16 protein-coding genes are annotated in these 19,091 nt (G+C 71.9%); 8 read left to right on the top strand and 8 right to left on the bottom strand.

What is annotated here, in order from left to right:
- Window positions 1-22: 22 nt before the first annotated feature.
- Together ACWED2_RS16910 and ACWED2_RS16905 are read right to left on the bottom strand one after the other, a co-directional pair.
- The gene (locus ACWED2_RS16910; protein WP_449691397.1) at window positions 23-736 is read right to left on the bottom strand and encodes an alpha/beta fold hydrolase; all 714 of its coding nucleotides are present in this window, start codon (window positions 734-736) and stop codon (window positions 23-25) included.
- A 133-nt stretch (window positions 737-869) separates the two neighbouring features.
- On the bottom strand, window positions 870-4,592 hold the full coding sequence (locus ACWED2_RS16905; protein WP_449691396.1) for an nSTAND1 domain-containing NTPase: 3,723 nt from the start codon (window positions 4,590-4,592) through the stop codon (window positions 870-872).
- A gap of 224 nt (window positions 4,593-4,816) precedes the next feature.
- Between ACWED2_RS16905 and ACWED2_RS16900 the strand changes: the two genes are divergently transcribed.
- Window positions 4,817-6,775, top strand: a complete 1,959-nt coding sequence (locus ACWED2_RS16900; RefSeq protein ID WP_449691395.1) for a BTAD domain-containing putative transcriptional regulator — start codon at window positions 4,817-4,819, stop codon at window positions 6,773-6,775.
- The gene (locus ACWED2_RS16895) at window positions 6,775-7,479 is read left to right on the top strand and encodes a VOC family protein (RefSeq protein ID WP_449691394.1); all 705 of its coding nucleotides are present in this window, start codon (window positions 6,775-6,777) and stop codon (window positions 7,477-7,479) included. The genes ACWED2_RS16900 and ACWED2_RS16895 overlap by 1 nt, the downstream gene beginning before the upstream one ends.
- Before the next feature lie 39 nt (window positions 7,480-7,518).
- Here the strand turns inward: ACWED2_RS16895 and ACWED2_RS16890 are convergent, their stop codons facing one another.
- Both ACWED2_RS16890 and ACWED2_RS16885 read right to left on the bottom strand, forming a co-directional pair.
- Window positions 7,519-8,556 carry a hypothetical protein gene (locus ACWED2_RS16890; protein WP_449691393.1) on the bottom strand — a complete coding sequence of 346 codons (1,038 nt, stop codon included), beginning with the start codon at window positions 8,554-8,556 and terminating at the stop codon, window positions 7,519-7,521.
- A gap of 8 nt (window positions 8,557-8,564) precedes the next feature.
- Complete coding sequence (locus ACWED2_RS16885) at window positions 8,565-8,945, bottom strand: hypothetical protein (RefSeq protein WP_449691392.1); 381 nt, start codon at window positions 8,943-8,945, stop codon at window positions 8,565-8,567.
- 164 nt (window positions 8,946-9,109) lie between these two features.
- Here ACWED2_RS16885 and ACWED2_RS16880 point away from each other — a divergent pair, with 164 nt between their 5' ends.
- Window positions 9,110-9,985 carry an MBL fold metallo-hydrolase gene (locus ACWED2_RS16880; RefSeq protein ID WP_449691391.1) on the top strand — a complete coding sequence of 292 codons (876 nt, stop codon included), beginning with the start codon at window positions 9,110-9,112 and terminating at the stop codon, window positions 9,983-9,985.
- Between the two features lie 56 nt (window positions 9,986-10,041).
- Window positions 10,042-10,524 carry a winged helix-turn-helix transcriptional regulator gene (locus ACWED2_RS16875; protein WP_449691390.1) on the top strand — a complete coding sequence of 161 codons (483 nt, stop codon included), beginning with the start codon at window positions 10,042-10,044 and terminating at the stop codon, window positions 10,522-10,524.
- 86 nt (window positions 10,525-10,610) lie between these two features.
- Here the strand turns inward: ACWED2_RS16875 and ACWED2_RS16870 are convergent, their stop codons facing one another.
- Both ACWED2_RS16870 and ACWED2_RS16865 read right to left on the bottom strand, forming a co-directional pair.
- On the bottom strand, window positions 10,611-11,621 hold the full coding sequence (locus tag ACWED2_RS16870; protein ID WP_449691389.1) for a hypothetical protein: 1,011 nt from the start codon (window positions 11,619-11,621) through the stop codon (window positions 10,611-10,613).
- 28 nt (window positions 11,622-11,649) lie between these two features.
- Entirely contained in the window at window positions 11,650-12,204 is a 555-nt protein-coding gene (locus ACWED2_RS16865) for an RNA polymerase sigma factor (RefSeq protein WP_449691388.1), read from the bottom strand.
- A gap of 229 nt (window positions 12,205-12,433) precedes the next feature.
- On the opposite strand from ACWED2_RS16865, the gene ACWED2_RS16860 reads away from it, so the two are divergent.
- Window positions 12,434-13,636: a cytochrome P450 gene (locus ACWED2_RS16860; protein ID WP_449691387.1), complete on the top strand. Its 1,203-nt coding sequence runs from the start codon at window positions 12,434-12,436 to the stop codon at window positions 13,634-13,636.
- A gap of 24 nt (window positions 13,637-13,660) precedes the next feature.
- On the opposite strand, the gene ACWED2_RS16855 is transcribed toward ACWED2_RS16860, so the two are convergent.
- Entirely contained in the window at window positions 13,661-14,233 is a 573-nt protein-coding gene (locus ACWED2_RS16855; RefSeq protein ID WP_449691386.1) for a TetR/AcrR family transcriptional regulator, read from the bottom strand.
- 69 nt (window positions 14,234-14,302) lie between these two features.
- Here ACWED2_RS16855 and ACWED2_RS16850 point away from each other — a divergent pair, with 69 nt between their 5' ends.
- Window positions 14,303-15,256, top strand: coding sequence for a ketopantoate reductase family protein (locus tag ACWED2_RS16850; RefSeq protein ID WP_449691385.1), 954 nt, complete (start codon window positions 14,303-14,305; stop codon window positions 15,254-15,256).
- A 19-nt stretch (window positions 15,257-15,275) separates the two neighbouring features.
- On the opposite strand, the gene ACWED2_RS16845 is transcribed toward ACWED2_RS16850, so the two are convergent.
- The gene (locus ACWED2_RS16845) at window positions 15,276-15,866 is read right to left on the bottom strand and encodes a TetR/AcrR family transcriptional regulator (RefSeq protein WP_449691384.1); all 591 of its coding nucleotides are present in this window, start codon (window positions 15,864-15,866) and stop codon (window positions 15,276-15,278) included.
- Between the two features lie 149 nt (window positions 15,867-16,015).
- On the opposite strand from ACWED2_RS16845, the gene ACWED2_RS16840 reads away from it, so the two are divergent.
- Together ACWED2_RS16840 and ACWED2_RS16835 are read left to right on the top strand one after the other, a co-directional pair.
- The gene (locus ACWED2_RS16840) at window positions 16,016-17,485 is read left to right on the top strand and encodes an APC family permease (RefSeq protein ID WP_449691383.1); all 1,470 of its coding nucleotides are present in this window, start codon (window positions 16,016-16,018) and stop codon (window positions 17,483-17,485) included.
- The gene (locus ACWED2_RS16835) at window positions 17,482-19,089 is read left to right on the top strand and encodes an amidohydrolase (RefSeq protein WP_449691382.1); all 1,608 of its coding nucleotides are present in this window, start codon (window positions 17,482-17,484) and stop codon (window positions 19,087-19,089) included. Before ACWED2_RS16840 ends, ACWED2_RS16835 begins: the two co-directional genes overlap by 4 nt.
- Window positions 19,090-19,091 lie beyond the last annotated feature (2 nt).

Raw genomic sequence — 19,091 nt, 5'->3', positions numbered from 1 at the left:
GGGTCGGTCGATGCGCTTCGGCTCAGGAGCCGGCCGACTGCACCGCTTCACGGATGACGTCCGCGACGGCCTTCGGGTGCGACAGCATCACCAGGTGCGAGGAATCCAGCTCGATCTGCGTCATGCCCGCGCGCTGGTAGCCGAACCGCTCCACCTCGGGGTTGATCGTGTGGTCCGATGTGGACACCACGCCCCAGGCGGGTTTCGTGGTCCACGCCGCGGCCGCGGCGGGTTCCGCGAACGCTGCCGCCGCCAAGGGGCGTTGCGAGACCGCGAGCACCTTCGCCAGGTCCGGGTCGATGTCGTGGGCGAAGATCGCGGGGAACTTCGCCACGTCGACCGACACGTCGGTGCCCGGCTCCGCGCCCTCGATCGGGAACGAGGTGGTCACCAAGGCCGTGGCGAGGTCGGAGTCGGGGAACCGGCCCTGCAGTTCGCCGAGGCTTTCGCCCACTTCGAGCGCGTAGCCGGCGAGGTAGACCAGCGCTCGCACATTGTCTTCGACACCGGCAACGGTGTTCACCGCACCGCCGTAGGAGTGTCCGGCGAGGACGACCGGGCCGTCGATCTGCCGGACGACCGAGGCGATGTAGGCGGCGTCGCCCGAGAGCGACCGCAGCGGTACCGCCGGCGCGACCACCGGGATGCCGTCGGCGAGGAGTTCGGGGATCACCCGGGCGAAACTGGACGCGTCGGCGAAGGCGCCGTGGACGAGCACCACCGTGGGAGTGGGCATGGGCAGTTCTCCTCGAAGGCGAAGGGGTCGGTCTCCCTCCCGAGGTTAGGCAGGCGCACTTGACGAAGAGGGAATCGCGGAGGTGTCCGCCGTCCGGGCCTGTTCAGTGTCCGTCAAGTCTCCGGTGCCACACTCACTCCGGCCGGCTCAGGAACGCCTTGCGCTCCTCGGGGGTGAGCTCGCGGGTCACGTGCTGGTCGGCGTAAGCGAGGACGTCCTCGATCGGGCCGCAGACCGGGCAGCGCCAGGTCCGTACGGTCCCGTCGTCGTGGGCGGTCAGGTAGCGGCCGTCAGCCGACATGCCCGCGCTCTTCACCGAGGTGCGGAAGCCGCGGAACACCAGGGCCTCGCCGGGGCGGTCGAGGCTCCACCGGCGCACGGTGCCGTCGTTGCCGCTGGTGATCACGGACCGGCCGTCCGGGGAGAAGGCCACGCTCCACACCAGTCCCTGGTGTCCGGTCAGCACCAGCGGGTCACCGGGGTCCGCCGTGCGCCACACCCGGACCGAGCCGTCGTTGCCGGCGCTGGCGAGGTGGGTGCTGTCCCGACTGAATGCCAGCTGCCACACCGCACCGCGATGCCCGTGCAGCACCACGGGTTCACCGGGCCGGGCGAGGTCCCAGACCACGATCTGCCCCGTGTTGGTGGACGCGGCCAGGCGTTTCCCATCCTGACTCCAGTCCACGTACAGGTACCCGGTCACCGGCGCCCGAAGTTCCATCGGCTTGCCGGCGCCGGTCGAGTCCCAGACGGGGAGGACGTCCGAACCGTTCGCGACCGCGACCCGCCGGCCGTCAGGGCTGAAGGTGGCCTGGGGCGCCTTGTCGCCGAGCCCCCGCAGCACGACCGGGTCCGCGCCCCCGTCCGCCGGCCACACCCGCACCATGCCGTCCTCGGCGACGCCGAGCACCTTCGCGCCGTCCGGACTCCACGCGACGTGCGTCATCGGGCCGCCGCCGGGCAGCACCCGCGGATCCGTCCGCCCGGACAGATCCCAGAAGCGGAGCGTGCCGTCTTTGCCCGCGCTGACCACCCGGCGGCCGTCCGGGCTGAACGCCGCGCAGCAGAGCTTGCCCGTGTGGCCGCGCAGTACCACCAGGTCAGCGGCCGGCTCGAGGTCCCACACCCGAGCCGTGCCGTCGTCACTGACGCTGACCAGAGATTTCCCATCCTGGCTGAATGCCGCGGCCCAGACCGTGCCCCGGTGCCCGCGCAACACGGTGGGAAGCGCGCGGGTCGCGGTGTTCCACACGCGGATCGTGCCGTCGTCGCCGGTGCTGGCGACCATCCGGCCGTCGGGGCTGAACGCCACGCCTTCGGCGGTGCCGTCGTGACTGCCGAGCACGACCGGGTCGCCCGCGCCCGTCGCGTTCCACAACCTCGCCGTGCCGTCCGTGCTCGCCGTCGCCAGGTACCGACCGTCCGGGCTGAACTGGACCATCTCGACCGAGCTCGTGTGGCCCGTCAGCACGATCGGCGCGCCGGGGTGATCGAGCGGCCAGATCCGGACGGTGCCGTCGCCGCCGCTGCTGGCCAGCGTCCGGCCGTCCGGGCTGAACGCGACCCCGAGAACGCGCCCGTCGTGACCACGCAACACCTCCGGCTCACCGACGCCGTCGACCGGCCACACCCGGATCGTGCCGTCCTGACCGGCACTCGCGACCCGCTGTCCGTCCGGGCTGAACGACACCGCCCACACCGCGTCCTGGTGACCGCGCAACAACACCGCCTTGCCGCTTCGCCAGTCCCACACGGACACCACGCCGTCGACCCCGGCGCCCGCGACCCGGGTTCCGTCCCGGCTGAACACCGGGGCCCACACCTCGCCACGGTGGCCCCGGAGCACGACCGGCTCCCCCGACACCTGCCCGCCGGCCCAAGTCCGGACCCGGAGCGCGCCGTCCGCGCCGCTGGTGACCAGATGCGTGCCGTCCGAGGTGAACGCGACACCGGTGATCTTGCCCTGATGCCCGGTGAAGCCGGCCCGGACGTGCGAGTCGACGGCGGCCTGGCGCAGCGCCGCCTCGGTCTCCGCGCCGGGGCGCACCCGGTACGCCTCGCGGGCCAGCAGAAGCCCGAGTTCCGGGTCCAGCTGCGCCTGCGTGCGCGCGTCGGCGACCAGCTGGCGGCTATAGGCGAGTTCCCGTTCCTCGGCGTTCTTTCCGGCGAGCATCGACGCGAGCACCGCGAGCACGGTCACCACGGCCGTGGCCGTGACGAAGAAGCCGAAGGCAGCGCGCGTTCGCCGCCTGCGGGTCCGGCGTTCGCGGTCGGCGACCCGGAAGCTCAGGGACAGGAACTCGCGTTCGGCGTCGTTGAGCCGCTGCCGGGGGTCGTCCCGCCACGCGGTCAGCCGCGCGCCCCGGTACAGCAGGTCGTCGTCACGGTCGTGGCGCTCCCACTCGGCGACGGTCTCGGTGAGCCGCCGGTGCGCCAGCAGGGCCTCGCGGTCCTGGGCGAGCCAGGCACGCAGCCGCGGCCAGGACCGGATCAGTGCCTCGTGCGCGACCTCCACGGTGTCACCGCCGACGGTCACGAGACGTTCCTCGGTCAACCTCGCCAGCACCTTCGCCACGGACTCCGCGCCCGCGCGGTCGAGCAGCTCGCTCCGCGCGACGCGCCGTTTCGTGTCCTCCGTCCCCTCGCCGAGCGCGGTCAGGCGCAGGAAGACGTCTCGGGCGACCTGTTGTTCACCGGGGTCGAACTCGTCGAAAACCCGGTCGGCCGTGCGGGCGATCGCGCCCCGCAGACCGCCCGCTTGCCGGTACGCGGCGAGCGTCATCCGGCCGCCGGACCGGCGCTTCCACGTCTCCACCAACGCATGCGACATCAGCGGCAGCGCACCCGGCTCGTCCGCGGTGTCGGCGACGACCGCCTCGACGAGCGCGTTCTCCACGGTCAGCCCGGCGCGGACAGCCGGTTCCCGCACCACGGCCCGCAGGTCGTCGGCGTCCATCGGGCCGACGAGCACCTGCCGGTCGCGCAACGCCGTCACCAGCGCCGGATATTGGGCGCACCGGGCGTAGAAGTCCGCCCGCACACCCAGCACGACGCGGGCCGGACCGTGCTCGCCGGCGGCCGTCAGCAGGCAGTCGACGAAGGCGCGCCGTTCGTCCTCGTCGCGGCACAGCGTGAAGAGCTCCTCGAACTGGTCGACGACGATCACCAGCCGCACCGTTTCCGCCCGGCCGTCGAGCACCTGCCGCAGCAGCACGCGGACGGCGCCCGGGTCGGCGCGCAGGTCGGTGGCCGTCGACGCCGCGGAGATCCCGCCGAGGTCGGCGAGGTGGATCGCGAGTTGCTCGACCGGACGAGTGCCCGGTGTCAGCAGCATCGTGGACCAGGCTTCGCCCGACGCGATGTCCCCTCGCCAGACCGCGGGCAGCAGGCCGGCCCGCAGCAGCGACGACTTACCGCTGCCCGAGGCGCCGAAGACCGCGAGGAACGGCGACTCCGCGAGCCGTCCGCACACCTCCTCGAGCAGGTCCCGCCGGCCGAAGAACCGGTCCGCGTCCTCGGGCTGGAACGACGCGAGCCCCAGGTACGGCGCTTTCGCCGGTTCGTTCTCCTGGTTGTCCGGCATCAGGTCGAGGCAGGCCTTTTCCCAGCGTTCCCGCCAGACGTCCGGATCGCCGCCGCAGGCCTTGACATAGGCCAGCGTCACGCGAAGCGAGGGAAACGTCTGCCCGCCGGCCGCTTCGGACAGCGCGGTCACGGAGAACCGCGCGCGCTTGGACAGCTCCCGGTAGCTCAGCGCGCCGGCGGCGGATCGCAGCTGCCGCAACTCCGAGGCGAACCGCTGCAGAGGGCCCTCTTCCGCATCGAGTGGACGCTCACGTCTGCCTGACTGGGTCATGGGAGCCCTCCCGAAAAACTGGAGATCGCCGGGAGCCGGGTGCTCGTTACCGGCACGGATCGCGGCTCGTCACGCGATGTCCGGCTCCCCTCGAGGCACCGGACAACACCCCGGCGAACAGCGGACTTCCTTGTCCAGTGGTCGGCACAGCTGCTGGACAATCCCCGCGTTGCTATACCGGGAGACGTCCGTCCCCACTCTACGATGGCGAGGCTGAGCCGGTCGTGAGCAGCTCCCTGAGTCTCCAGGTTCTCGGTCCGCTGCGGCTCTTGCGCGACGGCGTCGAACTCGACCCCGGCCCGCGCCAGCAGGCCTACCTGCTCGCCCTGCTCCTGGCCCGCGGCGGCCGGCCGGTCAGCGCGAGCGAACTGATCGAGCTGATCTGGGACGACGCCTCCCCCGCCAGCGCCGTCAACGTCGTCCAGAAGTACGTCGGCGCTCTGCGCCGGATCTTCGAACCCGAGCTCCCGCCCCGCGATGGCGGTTCTTACCTGCATCGGCACGGCAACGGTTACCGGCTCACCACCACGCACGGCATGCTCGACCTGATCACCTTCCGCCAGCACGTGAAGGCCGCCAGAACCGACCTCGCGCGACACCGCGACCGGACCGCGCTCGACCACTACGCCGAAGCCTTGGGACTGTGGCAGGGCCCCGCCGGACACGGACTCACCCACGGTTCCGCGGCGATGCCCGTCTTCACCGCCCTCGACGAGGAGTTCCTCGACGCGTGCGGTGCCGCTGCCGACCTGGCGATCTCGTTGGGCCACCCCCACCGGGTACTGCCGTCCCTGAGGCTGGCCACCTCGATGGCGCCCTTGAACGAGTCGGTGCACGCGAGGCTCGTCACCGCGTTGGCCGAAGCCGGGCACCAGGCGGAAGCGCTCGCGGCGTTCCACACCGTACGTTCGCGCCTCGCCGAGGAGCTCGGCATCGATCCCGGCCCTGCGCTCCGGGCCGCGTACCAACGGGTGCTGAGCGGGGCCGGGGCCCCGGCCACCGCATCCGGGACACCGCGGGCAAGCGGTCTGGTCGGCCGGGTCGAGGAGCTCGCCGTGCTTCACCAGGCGGTGGCGCCGGCCTTCGCGGACGGTACCGGGCTCGTCGTCGTCGAGGGCGAGCCCGGCGTGGGGAAGACCCGCCTGCTGGAGGAGGCCGCTGCCGAGGCGGACCGGCGCGGCGCACTCGTCGTCTGGGGTCGCTGCCTCGACGACGACAGCACGCCGTCGATGTGGCCGTGGGAACAGGCGATCGGCACGGTCCTCGACCACCTGCCCGTCGCCGCGCGCGAGAAAAGCGGAGAACTCCGCCACCTCGCCCGTCCACACGAGAACGGCTCGGGGACGCCGGCGCACCGGTTCGGCTTGTTCGAGCGGGTCGTCGCGGTCCTCGGCCAGGTCTCGGCCCGGCGACCGGTCGTGCTCGTGATCGACGACCTGCAGTGGGCTGACGTCGCGTCACTGCGGCTGTTCGCTCACCTGGCGGCGCGGATGCCCCGGGGTGTCGTGGTCGTCGGCGCGCTGCGCGACCGTGCGCCCGCCCACCGCGGGGAGGTGACGCGCACGCTCGCCGCGGCCGGCCGGCTGCCCGGCCACCACCGCATCCGGCTCGGCCCGCTCGCCGAGGACGAAGTGGCCGAACTCCTCCGCCGCGAGACCGGCGAGGACCCCGATCCGGACGCCGCCCGCACCATCCACGCCCGCACCGCCGGCAACCCGTTCTTCGTCCGGGAACTTTCCCGCTGGCTCGCCGGCCGCCTCACCGGGGCCACCGCACGAGCCGGCGTGCCGCCCACGGTGCACGACATCGTCCACGACCGCCTGGCCGGCCTCGGCCACGAATCCCGCGACCTCCTCCGGCTCGCGGCGTTCATCGGCCGCGAGGTCGGCCTCGACCTGCTGGCCCGGGCCGCCGGCCTGGACGTCGCGACCTGTCTGGACCGCCTCGAACCCCTGGACGCACTCGGCCTGTTCGCCCCCGTTCCCGACGACCCATTTTCGTTCCGTTTCACCCACGACCTGGTCCGCGAATCGGTCGCCGAAACCACACCGCCGTCGCGGGGGACCCGGCTACGCCTGCTCATCGCGGGCGCCCTCGAACACACCGACAAGCCCGCCTGCCATCAGGGAGCCGGGTCCATATCGGCTTGCCGCCTCACCGGAGTGGTGGCTACGGTCCGGTGATGCGACTGCCGGCGGTGACCTTCGAGGCGGACGACCCCGCCGCACCGGCCCGCTTCTGGGCCGGCCTGCTCGGCCGGGAGGTCGTCGAGGACCGCGGCGGTCTGCTGCTCCCCGGCGAGGACACCCAGCTCGGCCTGCGGTTCGAACCGGGCCGCGCCGGCCGGCCCGGCGCGAACCGGATGCACCTGCACGTGACCAGCACCGACCTCGACGACCAGCAGCACACCGTGGCCACGGCGATCCGGCTCGGCGGCCGCCACCTCGACGTCGGTCAGCGGCCCGAGGAAGCGCACATCGTCCTGGCCGACCCGGCGGGCTACGAGTTCTGCGTGATCGAACCCGGCAACGGCTACCTCGCCGGGTGCGGCCCGCTCGGTGAGCTCACCTGCGCCGGCACCCGGCAGACCGGCCTGTTCTGGAGCAAGGCGCTGGATTGGCCTCTGGTGTGGGACCAGGGCGAGCAAACCGCGATCCAGTCACCGGGCGGCGGCACGAAAATCGCCTGGGACACCTGGGAAAGCACGCCCGTGGCACCTGGCGTGGAACCGAACCGGCAGCGCTTCGAGCTGCTCCCGGAGGGCGACCAGCGGGCGGCGGTCGAAACGCTGGTCTCCCTCGGTGCCGCCCGGCTCGACACCCGCAACGACGGCACCGTCGCGCTGGCGGATCCGGACGGCAACCGGTTCTTCTTGCGGCCGCGCTGACCACGTCCCGTCCGCCGGGGCGACCGAGGACGTGCGCGCTCAGGCGATCTCCGGCGCCGTCCCGGTCCAGGACGGTGCGCCGAGGTCCTTGTCCGCGACGACGAACTTCTTCCGCATCTCGTCGATGAGCGCGTCGACCTCCTCGGTCGTGCGGCGCATCAGCTCGTCGGCCTTCCGGAGGAAGGTGTAGAGCGTGCCGTAGAAGCCGCCGGGGTCGAGATTTTCGGTGCCGTTGTCGCTGAGCGCCTCGACCATCTTGTCGGCGATCGCGAAGGGGATCATCGGGCCGGCGGTCACCAGGTCCACGATGCCCCGGTAGGTCTTCCAGCCGGTGGCCAGGCCGGCCGCCACTTCGCCTTCGGCGTCGAACTTCTCGAGCTGGTCCACGCACGCGCCCATCAGGCTGTTCAGGTTGAACCGCGCACCGTGGATGATCGCACCGAACCCGGTGAGCGACTCCGCCAGGACGTTCAACGCCGAAGCGCGGAAGTTCTCGTACCACTCGTTGATGGTCGAACAGCGCGCCTGGGCGTCGTGCGGCACCGAGCCGGGCGGCCCGCTCCAGTGCTGGGCCCACCACCCGTTGCCCAGCTGCAGCGGTTCCAGCCGGCCGTACGCGGCCAGCGCCTGGCCGGAGGCGTGAGCGTTCAGGAGCGCAGTGCCGGCGTCCCCGATCCAGCCGCCGTCCTGGAGCCTGAGCGCTTCCGGGTGGTCCCGGTCGGCATAGCCCTTGACCTTGCCGACGTCCTGGCCGCTGAGAATTTCCGCGTGGCTGAAGAACTCGGCCACGCTGAGGTCCCGGCTGCCGTCACCGTGGACGGAGCCCTGCATGATCGGGTGCAGAGTGCAGTACGCGATCGACCACCCGACGTCGTTCATCGCCGAGCGCAGCTCCGTCGGCTTGACGATCGGGTCTTCGAACTGGGCCCACCTCGGCCCCCACGGCGGCCCGTCGGTGTTCACCACGCTCAATGCCTTGAGCATTCCGTGCAGGGCCGGCGCGTAACCGTGGCGAAAGACCGGATCGAGATCGGCGACCGGGCCACCGTCGTCCGCTGTGTACCACCGCTGTGCCATGGCGCCTGCTAGCCCGGGTTCAGTTTCTTGGCGATCGCGTTGAGGGTCTGCACGTTCTGCGCCTCGGCTCCCTCGTACGCCTCGGCGGACTGGAGCATCCGATCCCGCAAGCCGTTGAGGAATTGGATGAACTCACCTTCCTCGTTGACGAAGTCCGTCAACTTGAGCGCGAATTCGTGCGCGAACCGGAGGAGTCCCTCCTGGAACTGCCCGGTCTTCCCCCAGCCGCCCTGCAGCACGCCCTGTTCGGCTTCGATGGCGATGTCGCGGAGCCGGCCATGTCCTTCCTGCAGGTGGTCGATCACCCCGCCGCCGTCGCCGAGACCGGCACCACCGAGCACACTCGTGCCGAACCTCCGCAACTCCGGCATGTCCACGACAAGGTCCACCAGATCCCCCAACCGCACGTGTTCCCCCGAACCAGCGCAGTCTAGCTCCCGATTAGGTCGCTTCGCACGATTTCTTGCGATCCGGAAGAGCGCGGAATTGCGGTGGTACCGGCCCGGTGATCAGGAACACTCGCCGAATGCACGCCCCCGCTGACTACGATAGAGTGAAGTCAGGCCGCGCGGCGCGGCGCAAGGAGCGTGACTTCGTGAACCTCGGCTACCGGACCTTCATCGCGGATCCCATTCCGCTCGACGTCAGCGAACCAGTGCCCAACGGTGACCGGCGGATGTTCTCCCCCCTGTCGGTCACGCTGGTCCACGGCGAACGCGACGCGGTGCTCGTCGATCCGCCGCTGACCCGGGGCCAGGCCGAAGACGTCGCCTCCTGGGTCCGGGCGAGCGGCAAGAACGTCACCCACATCTTCGCCACGCACGGCCACGGCGACCACTGGTTCACCGCGGGCCTGCTCGCCGACCGCTTCGGCGCCGAGGTGGTCGCCTCCGCCGGCACCATCGAGCAGATGCGGCACAACGTGGCCATCCGCGAGGGCTTCTGGGACCGGTTCTTCCCGGGCCAGATCCCGGACACGCCCGTCACGGCCACGGTGCCGGAGGGCAACCGCTTCGCACTCGAAGCTCACGAGCTGCGCATCATCGAGGTCGGCCACAGCGACACGGACGAGACCAGCGTATTGCACGTACCCGACCTGGCCCTCGTGGTCGCCGGCGACGTCATCTACAACGGTGTCCACCAGTACCTCGTCGAGGCCAAGGACGGCGGCCTCGAAGCCTGGCGCGCGGCGATCAAGGCCGTCGAGGACCTTCGGCCTCGCTCGATCGTGGCCGGGCACAAGAACAAGGAGCTCGACGACGACGCCGCCCGCACCATTACGCAGACCCGGGCCTACCTGGACGCGGTCAGCGAGTTGCTCCCCCGGCACGAGACCCCGCTCGGCTTCTTCGACGCGATGGTCGAACGCTTTCCCGGCCTGCTCAACCCCGGCGCCCTCTGGAGCGGCGCGCTCGCCCTCTACAGCTGAGGACTTTGCCGACGGCAGGCTTACCTAGACGCAAGTCAGAGGCCTATACTCGGGACATGGGAAAGCTGCTCGAGGACCGGGATGCCTGGTCGTTGGAGAACTGCTCGATCGCGCGCACGTTCGAGGTCATCGGCACCCGCTCGGCGATACTCGTGCTCCGCGAGGCTTTTCTGGGTTCGCAGCGATTCGACGAGTTCGTGCGCCGGTCGGGCCTCGGCGAACCCGCGGTCGCCGCGCGCCTGCGGGAACTGACCGCGGAAGGTCTGCTGGAGCGCGTGCCCTATCGGGAACCCGGCCGGCGCACGAGGGACGAATACCGGCTGACCCGCAAGGGCCGCGACCTGCTGCCGGTGATCACGGCCCTGCGGGACTGGGGTGACACCTGGGCGGCCGACGCCGACGGACCGCCGCTGCGCGCACTGCACCGAGGATGCGAAGCGACCGTGCACACGCGGCTGCTGTGCGACGACGGCCACCTCGTCCCGCCCGAAGAGATCGAGATCCGGCAGGGTCCGGGCTTCCGCCCGAGCCACCGGTAGTCGCGGAGGGCACAGACTGCCGACAGCCGTGCGCCCTGGGAGGGCCGGGATGATCCCGGCCCTCCCAGGACAGTTCGGTACGAGGATCAGATCTTGCCCGCGGCGACGTCCGCGACGGTCACGCGGAAGGCCTTGTAGTTCACCACGTAGCGCTTGGCCGACTCCGCCGAGGTGATCTCCTCACGGATCGGCAGGCCGTTGCCGGCGTTGATGATCAGCACGTCCGCGCCGCCGCCCAGGATGGCGGGGGGCGCGGTGAGGGTCAGCGCGGCCTGGCCGTCGACGTCGGTCTTGCCGACGATCATGTCCGGGATGGTCGCGTACAGCTTCAGCACGCCCGCGCGGACCTCCGCGTCGGCGGCGTTGGCGAACAGCGCGTGTTGGGCGTTGCTCCACAGGTGGTTGTTGATCAGGTTTTCCAGGTCCTTGCCCGTCGGACGCGGTTTGGGGGCGGGCACCGGCTTGCCGACCTTGCGGAACATCTCCGCGGTCTCCGCTTGGGCGGCCGCCCAGGCCTTGTCGGCCTCGGCGGGGCTCAGGCCGATGCCCAGAGCGTTGTTGGCCGCGGTGATCATCGCGATCCTGGCCTTGTCCACGTCGCCCTTCGCGGCAAGACGGGCCGCCGCCATCACCTTCCCGTCGTAGGGCGTCGCGGGCTGGGCCTGGCCCTTGGCGACCGCGTCCACCAGGGTCTGCGCCGAGTCGCCCGTGAACTGGTCGCCCTTGTCGGTGTAGAGGGTGTAGTTGAGGTCCGGTTTGCCGTCCAGCCCGAACTTCGTGTTGACGATCAGCGACGCGTCTCCTGGCTGCGTGCCGGCCGCCTGGACCGCCGAGGCCAGCTTCACCAGCGGTGCCTCGACCGCCTGCGGGGCCGCGCCGGACGGGCCGGCCGGGACGCTGCCGCCCGAGGTGCCCAGCACCACAGCCGCCGCGACGGCTGCCGCCCCCGCCGCGGCGACGCCGGCCTTGGGCCAGGAGAACCAGCGCTTCGGTCGCACGACCGTGGCCACGGGTTCCGCCATCGCCGTCTGCAGTGCCGTGCGGGCACGGGCATAGGCCTCGGGACTGGGGGACGGCACGTCACGCAGATTCTTCATGAGATCCATTTCATCCATGGGCTGTCTTTCACGTTGTCGGGACTTGCAGCAGCGCGACCACTTCGGGGGCTTCACGCAATGCCTTGCGTGCCTGGTGCAACAGGCGGCGGGCCGTGCCGGCCGGGATGTCGAGCACCCGCCCGGCCTCGGCGACGGTCAGGTCTTCCCAGGCGACCAGGCCCAGCACTTCCCGCTCTTCCGGTTTGAGCCGAGCCAGTGCCCTGCTCAGCAGTGCCTGCGTGTCCACGCGGACATCCACCGCCGGCCAGGGGTCCCAGTCACCCGCCACGCGGGCCAGGTCCGACGCCGGCTCCTCGGCCGGTGCCGACCGCCAGTGCCGGCGCAGCCTGTTCAGCGCGACGCCGTACAACCAAGGCCTCGCTTCGGGATACGAAAGGTCGTAGTTCGCACGGGACTCGTAAGCCGCCACCCATACATCGCCGAGCACGTCCTCGGCTGCCTGCCGCCCCACTCTGCGCGCCAGATAGTTCCCGAGCGCGGTCTCGTGCCGGCTGATCACTTCCGCGAAGGCGCCGGTGTCTCCGCGCAGCGACCTACCGATCAGTTCCGCGTCTGACGACATGAAGCTCCTCGGGTTTCGCTTCGCCCTGACACCCCGTCTTTGCCGACGCGCGCCCAAAGCGTTCAAGCTACGTCACCCCACGACGAACATCGCTGGTCAGGCGACGTGCGCCCGATCCGTCCGCACGCCTCGGCGCGTGATCCCTTTACAGCCCGAACAGAACGGGATCACACTGGCGGCGGCCACACCAGGCCATCGTCGCTTCGGCACGGCAACCGGGGAGAGCGCGATGACAGCGCACGGCCGACCACCACTGTTCCCGTTCGAGGCACCGCCCTCGACCGACCCGGCCGCCGAGGCGATCCGCATGCTGCACGCCGACCCGGTGCCCTTGGTGCGGCTGGCGAGCGGGCACGAGGTCCGGCTGGTCACCCGCTACGACGACGTCCAGCGAGCGATGGCCGACCCCCGGATGAGCCGCGCCGCGCTGGCGACGCCGGACGCCCCCACCATCGTCCCCGGCCTGCAGTCACCGGACATGATGCCGAACATGGACCCACCCGACCACACGAGACTGCGCCGCCTGGTGTCCAAGGCGTTCACCGTCGGCAGCGTCGAACTCCTGCGGCCGCGCGTGGAGACGATCACGACCGAGCTGGTGGACCGGATGCTGGCCGCCGGACCGCCGGCGGACCTGGTCGGCGCGCTGGCCGAACCGCTGCCCGGCACCGTGATCTGCGAACTGCTCGGCATCGCCCACGGCGAGCGCGAACCCCTGCTCGCCTTCATCGAAGCCATGTCCATCACCACCACGTTCGACCAGGAGGCGTTCGCGGCCACCGGTGCCGTCGCCGCGTCGCACCTGCTCGGGTTGATCGAACGCAAGCGGCGGCACCCCGGCGACGACCTGCTCTCCGGGCTGACCCAGGTGCACGACGAGGACGGCGACCGGCTCAGCGAAGCCGAACTGCTGATCACCGTGATGCTGCTGATCGGCGCCGGCCAGGAGACCACCATGGCCCAGCTGGCCAAGTCCGTGCTGCTGTTGTCCCGCCACCCGGACCAGTGGGAACGCCTGGTGGCGGCACCCGGTCTGGTGCCGAACGCGGTCGAAGAACTGCTCCGGGTCGTTGCGCTGGGCCACGCCGGGCAGCCCCGGATGACCCGTGCGGACGTGGACTTCTCCGGCCGGACCGTCGAAGCCGGCACCACGGTGTTCCCGGTCGTGACCGCGGCCAACCGGGACCCCGCCGTCTTCCCCGATCCGGACCGGTTCGACGTGGACCGCGGCGAGGCCGCCCACCACCTGTCGTTCGGCCGGGGTCCGCACTTCTGCCTCGGCGCGCCGCTGGCCAGGATGGAACTGCAGATCGCGTTGCACGCGCTGGTCACCAGGATGCCCGGCCTCCGGGTGGCCGAGCGGGACGACGAGCTGGCCTGGCAGCCCGAGAGCCTGACCCGGGGACTGCGGCGGCTCCTGATCACGTGGTGACTCCCGCGGCGGCTCCTGCTCGCCTCACGGTGCCCGGCGCAGGCCGTCCAGTACGAGGGTGATGACGCCGTCGGCCTCGGCTCGCCAGTCGGGGCGGTCGTGCGCCGCGCCGATGCCGTGCAGGGCCACCAGGACCGCGCCGGCGCGCACGTCGCCGCGGATCGCGCCGTCCCGCGCCGCCGCGGCCACCAGGTCGGTGACCGCCTGCTCCAGTTCCCGGCTGCCCTCGGCCAGTGCGTCCGTTCCGGTCGCCATCAGCGTGGCCAGCGTCCGGGCGAGGCCGCGGTAGGTGTCGATGTAGCCGACCATGCCCCGCAGGAAGCTCGCCAAGGCCTCCCCCGCCGGCAGCGTGGCCCGAAGTTCGCGGGCGCGGCCGCACAACGTCGCGACCTCCTCGCGGTAGACGGCTTCGGCCAGCGCTTCCCGCGTCGGGAAGTGGCGGTACAGCGTGCCCGTGCCCACGCCCGCCAAGCGGGCGATGTCGTCGAAGCGCAGGTCGAAGAAGCTTCCGTCGTCGAAGAGCTCCCGCGCCTTGGCCAGCACCGCGGCCCGGTTGCGCCGGGCGTCGGCGCGCAGCGGCTTGCCTTCCGTTGACAACCCGGGTCCACCTCCCTACGTTGATAAGTGGAGATGACCTCCAATTTCATCATAGCCGACGAGGTGTGCGTGAAGATCCTCATGTTCGGCCGGGGCGCGATCGCCACGGTGCACGCCTGGGCCCTGGAACGGGCCGGCCACGACGTCGAGTTCTACGTCCGGCCGGGCCGCGCGTCGGCTTACGGGGAGACGATCGAGCTCGATCTGCTCGACGCGCGCAGACGCGTGTGGGGGCAGCGCGTCGTCCAGGCGTGGCCGGTGCGCTACCGCGAACAGCTGGCACCCGACCACGATTTCGACCTGATCGTGCTGAGCGTGCCGCACCACCGCCTCGCCGAAGCAAGCGCTTTCCTGGCACCGCGCGCCGGCCACGCGACGGTGCTGGTGTTCGGCAACGTCTGGGCCGAGCCGCCGGCCGCGATCGGCGCTCTTCCCGCCGACCGGGTCGCGTGGGGCTTCCCGCTGGCCGGCGGCGGCTTCGGCGAAGACGGCGTGCTCCGCGGGACACTGCTGCCCGCGGTGGCCTTCGGCACCCTGGACCGGCCGCCGAGCGAGCGCGAGAAGGCCGTCCGGCGGGTGTTTCGCGAGGCCGGGTTCCGGGTGCGGGAAAAACGCGATTTCCGCGGCTGGCTGTGGCTCCACTTCGCGATGAACGCCGGCCTGCACGCGCAGGGCCTGCGGCGGGGAACGCTGGCCGACCTGGTGGGGGCGACCGGCGACCTGCGCGAGGCGCTGCTGGTCGCCCGTGAGCTCCTGCCGGTGCTCGAAGCGCGCGGTGTCGACCTGCGAAGGCACCGGAGCAGCGCGCTGGCTTACCGGGCGCCGACCTGCCTGACGGCCCCCGCGTTCGCGTGGCTGACCGCGCACGTCCCGTTGGTGCGCAGGAGTTTCGAGACCCACGTCGACGCGAGCGCCGAGGAGCCGCGGGAGATCTGCCGGGACACCCTGGCCGAAGCGCGACGGCTGGGCATCCCGGTCCCCCGGCTGGAAGCGGCGGAACCGAGCTTCGCCGGAAGCGCCTGAGCCGGCCGGGGATCGCGGCTCACTCCGCGGAGAGCCGGCGCCGCAGCGCCGCCACCAGCGCCGCCAGGCCCAGCTCGAACGCCCCGTCCGCCCGCTTCCGCCCGACCGGTGCCGCCTCGATCGCCTCGGCGAGCACGGGCAGGTCGTCGCGTTCGAAGCGCCAGACGTCGTCCGGGGCCGTGAGGTCGAGCGCCGATCCCAGTGCGTAGGCGTCGAGCACACCGAGCCAGAGCACCACCTCGCCGACCGGCACCCCGGCGAGCCGCAACAGGGTCGCGACCCGCTCGTAGCCCAGGAGCACCGAGCCGCCGGTCATCGTCTGCGCGTTCAGCAGCGGCATCAGGTTGGGGTGCTCGGCCAGCGCCCGCCGGTAGTCCCGCATCCACCGGGAAATCTGCTCGCCCCAGTCGCTTCCGTCCAGCGGGGGCGGCTCGATCACCGCGACCAGCCGTTCGCGCAGCGCCTCGATGATCGCCGCCCGGCCGCTCAGGTGGTGGTAGATCGAGGACGCGCTCACGCCGAGCCGCCCGGCCAGCTCCGCCATCGTGAGCTGACCGGTGGCGTCGATGGACGCGAGCGCGGCATCGAGGATCGTCTCGGTAGAGAGCAACCGTTTCCGTCGCTGAACCACAAGTCCTCCACTGATTCGGTCGCCACCGAGCGTAAGCATCGACTAAATCCTTGACGACCTCGACAGGCCGTCGCATGCTTAAGCGAATGACGTTCGGTTAAGCATCCCAGGCCCGAGAGGACCTCACCATGGCCGGATCTTCCGCTCCCGACCCGCATGGCTCGCTCAGACGTGGTGTCCTCGGCACCGGCAGCCTCGTCTTCATGGTGGTGGCCGCGGCGGCGCCGCTGACCGTCATGGCCGGCGTCGCGCCGCTGGCGATCATGATCGGCGGGATCGGGGCCCCGGCCGGGTACCTCGCCGCGGGCCTCGTCCTGACCGTCTTCGCGGTCGCCTTCACCCGGATGACCCGGCACGTCGGCAGCGCCGGCGCGTTCTACGCCTACATCGCGAAAGGCCTGGGCCGGGCGTGGGGACTGGCCGCGGCCCTGCTGGCGCTGGTCTCGTACAACACGCTCCAGATCGGGGTCTACGGGTTGTTCGCCGCGCAGGCGAAAGCCACGCTGGCCGACGTGTTCGGGCTGGACGTCCCGTGGCCGGTGCTCGCGCTCGCCGCCGTCGCGCTGGTCCTGGTGGTGGCCTGGCTGGGCATCGACGTCGGCGCGAAGGTGCTCGGGGTGCTGCTCGTCCTCGAGTCGGGAATCCTGCTGCTGATGGCGATCGGCGTGCTGGCGCACGGCGGCACGGGCAGTCTCGACGCGCGGTCGTTCACCCCCGGCGCGCTGTTCGGCCCCGGCATGGGTGGCGTCCTGGCCTTCAGCTTCGCCGCGTTCATGGGCTTCGAATCCACCGTGTTGTACCGCCGGGAAGCACGCGACCCCGAGCGCACGATCCCCCGCGCCACCTACCTCGCGGTCGGCTTCATGGCGGTCTTCTACTGCTTCATCGTGTGGGCGGTCATCCAGGCGTTCGGCAGCGACCAGGCGGTCGCGGCGGCCGGCGGCGACGTCGCCGGCCTGTTCTTCACCGCGATCGGCACCTACGTCGGCCCCTGGGCCGCCACGCTGATGCACCTGCTGGTGATCAGCAGCGTCTACGCCTCGCAACTCGCCTTCCACAACGCGATCACCCGCTACACCCACGCCCTCGCCCGCGACGGCGTCCTGCCCTCCTGGCTCGGCGAGGTCCACCCCCGCTTCGGCTCGCCGTACCGCGCGAGCCTGGTGCAGACCGGGCTGGCCGTCGTCGTGATCGCCGTGTTCGCGCTCACCGGCGCCGACCCGGTCACGAAGCTGCTGCTGTGGGTGAACACCCCGGGTGTGGTGGGCATCCTGGTGCTGCAGACCCTGACCGCGATCGCCACCGTCGTGTACTTCCTGCGCCGCAACCGATCCGTGCGCACCCCGACGGCCGTGGCCGCGGGAGTCGTGTCCTCGCTGCTGCTTTCCGTCGCCACCTACATCCTGGTCGACAGCGTCGGCCTGCTCACCAACGCTTCGGCCACCGTCAACGTGGTGCTCGTCAGCATCGTCCCCGCCACGCTGCTCGCCGGCGGCCTGCTCGCCCTCTGGCTGCGCCACCGGCGGCCCGCCGTGTACGACCGGGTCGGCGAAGGCGACGGCGACACCCGGCCCGCTCCCGAAGGGATCCCCGCGTGAACCCGGACCTCGTCGTCTGCGCCGGTACCGTCCACCCCCTCACCGGCGACGACCGCCCGGTCGAGGCGATCGCGATCACCGGCGGCGTGGTCACCGCGACCGGCACCCGCCACGACGTCCGGGACTGGCGCGGTCCCCGCACCGAAGTCGTCGACCTGGGCGACGCCACCGTGACCCCGGGCCTGATCGACGGGCACACGCACCCGGTGATGGGCGTGCAGCTCACCGCCGACGTCGACCTGTCCGCCGCCCGGTCCCTCGAAGAGGTGCAGCGCCTGCTCGCCACCGCGGCCGCGGACCGGGCGCCGGGCGCGTGGGTCCAGGCGTGGGGCCTGGACCCCAACCTCTTCGGCGGCCGGCCGGTCACCGGCGCCCCGATCGACGCCGCGGTCGGCGGCCGCCCGGCGTTCGTGCGGCTGTTCGACGCGCACTCCGCGCTCGTCACCCCGGCCGCGCTGCGGATCGCCCGCGTCGACGGGCCACGGCGGTTCGCCCAGCGCTCGAGCGTCGTCTGCGACGACGCCGGACGGCCGACCGGCCTGTTGCTGGAGGCCGCCGCGATGGACCTGGTCGCCACACACGTCCCGCGGGAACCGGTCGCGGCCCGGGCCGCCCGGCTGCGCGCGGTCCTCGGCGAGATGGCGGCCACCGGGCTCACCGGTGGCCACGTGATGGACCTGCTCGGCGACAGCGCCGCGGTCGTCGCCGCCGCCGAAGACCTCGGCGAGCTCCCGCTGCGCCTGCGGTTCGCGCCCTGGTGCGACCCCGGTATCGACGCCGACGGCCTGGCCGGGCTGATCGGCGTCCAGGGCCGCGGCGGGCGCCGGTGGCGGATCGGCGGCGTGAAGTTCTTCGTCGACGGCACGATCGACAACGGGACCGCGTGGCTCGCCGAGCCCGACTCCCACGGCGAATCGACCGACAGCTTCTGGACCGAACCCGCCGCCTACACGAAAGCCGTGCGCACCCTGGCCGCGGCCGGCGTCCCCACCGTGAGCCACGCGATCGGCGACGCCGCCGTCCGCCACGTCCTGGACGCCCTCGACGGACTCGGCCGCCCCGCGGCGGCGCCGCACCGCGTCGAGCACATCGAAACCCTGCCGACCGAGCTGATCGGCCGGTTCCGGCGGCAGGGTGTGGTGGCGAGCATGCAACCGTCGCACACCCACTTCACCAGGGCCGACCACACCGACAACTGGTCGTCCCGCCTCGGCGAAGAGCGCGCCGGCCGGGCCTGGCGCTGCCGCGACCTGCGCGACGCCGGGGTCCCGGTCGTCCTCGGCTCCGACTGGCCGATCGCGCCCTTCGACCCCCGCCGGATCCTCGCCGCCGCCCAGCTGCGCCGCCCCGCGGGCGAGCCGGACGTCCCGCCCGTGCAACCGCACCAGGGACTCACCCCGTTGATGGCGCTCGAGGGCTACACCCGCCTCGCGGCCGCGGCCGCCGGCGGCACCGGCACGATCACTCCCGGGGCGCCGGCCGACCTCACGGCCTTCACCCTCGACCCGCTGCGCGCCGACCCCGACGAACTGGCCGGCGCCCCCATCGCCCTCACCGTGGTGGCCGGCGCGGTCGTCCACCGCGACCCGGCACTCACCGGGTGACC

The sequence above is a fragment of the Amycolatopsis sp. NPDC005003 genome (genome assembly GCF_053600695.1).
The sequence above is the reverse complement of the archived record's forward strand: the minus strand, read 5'-3'. Positions and strand labels throughout refer to the sequence as shown.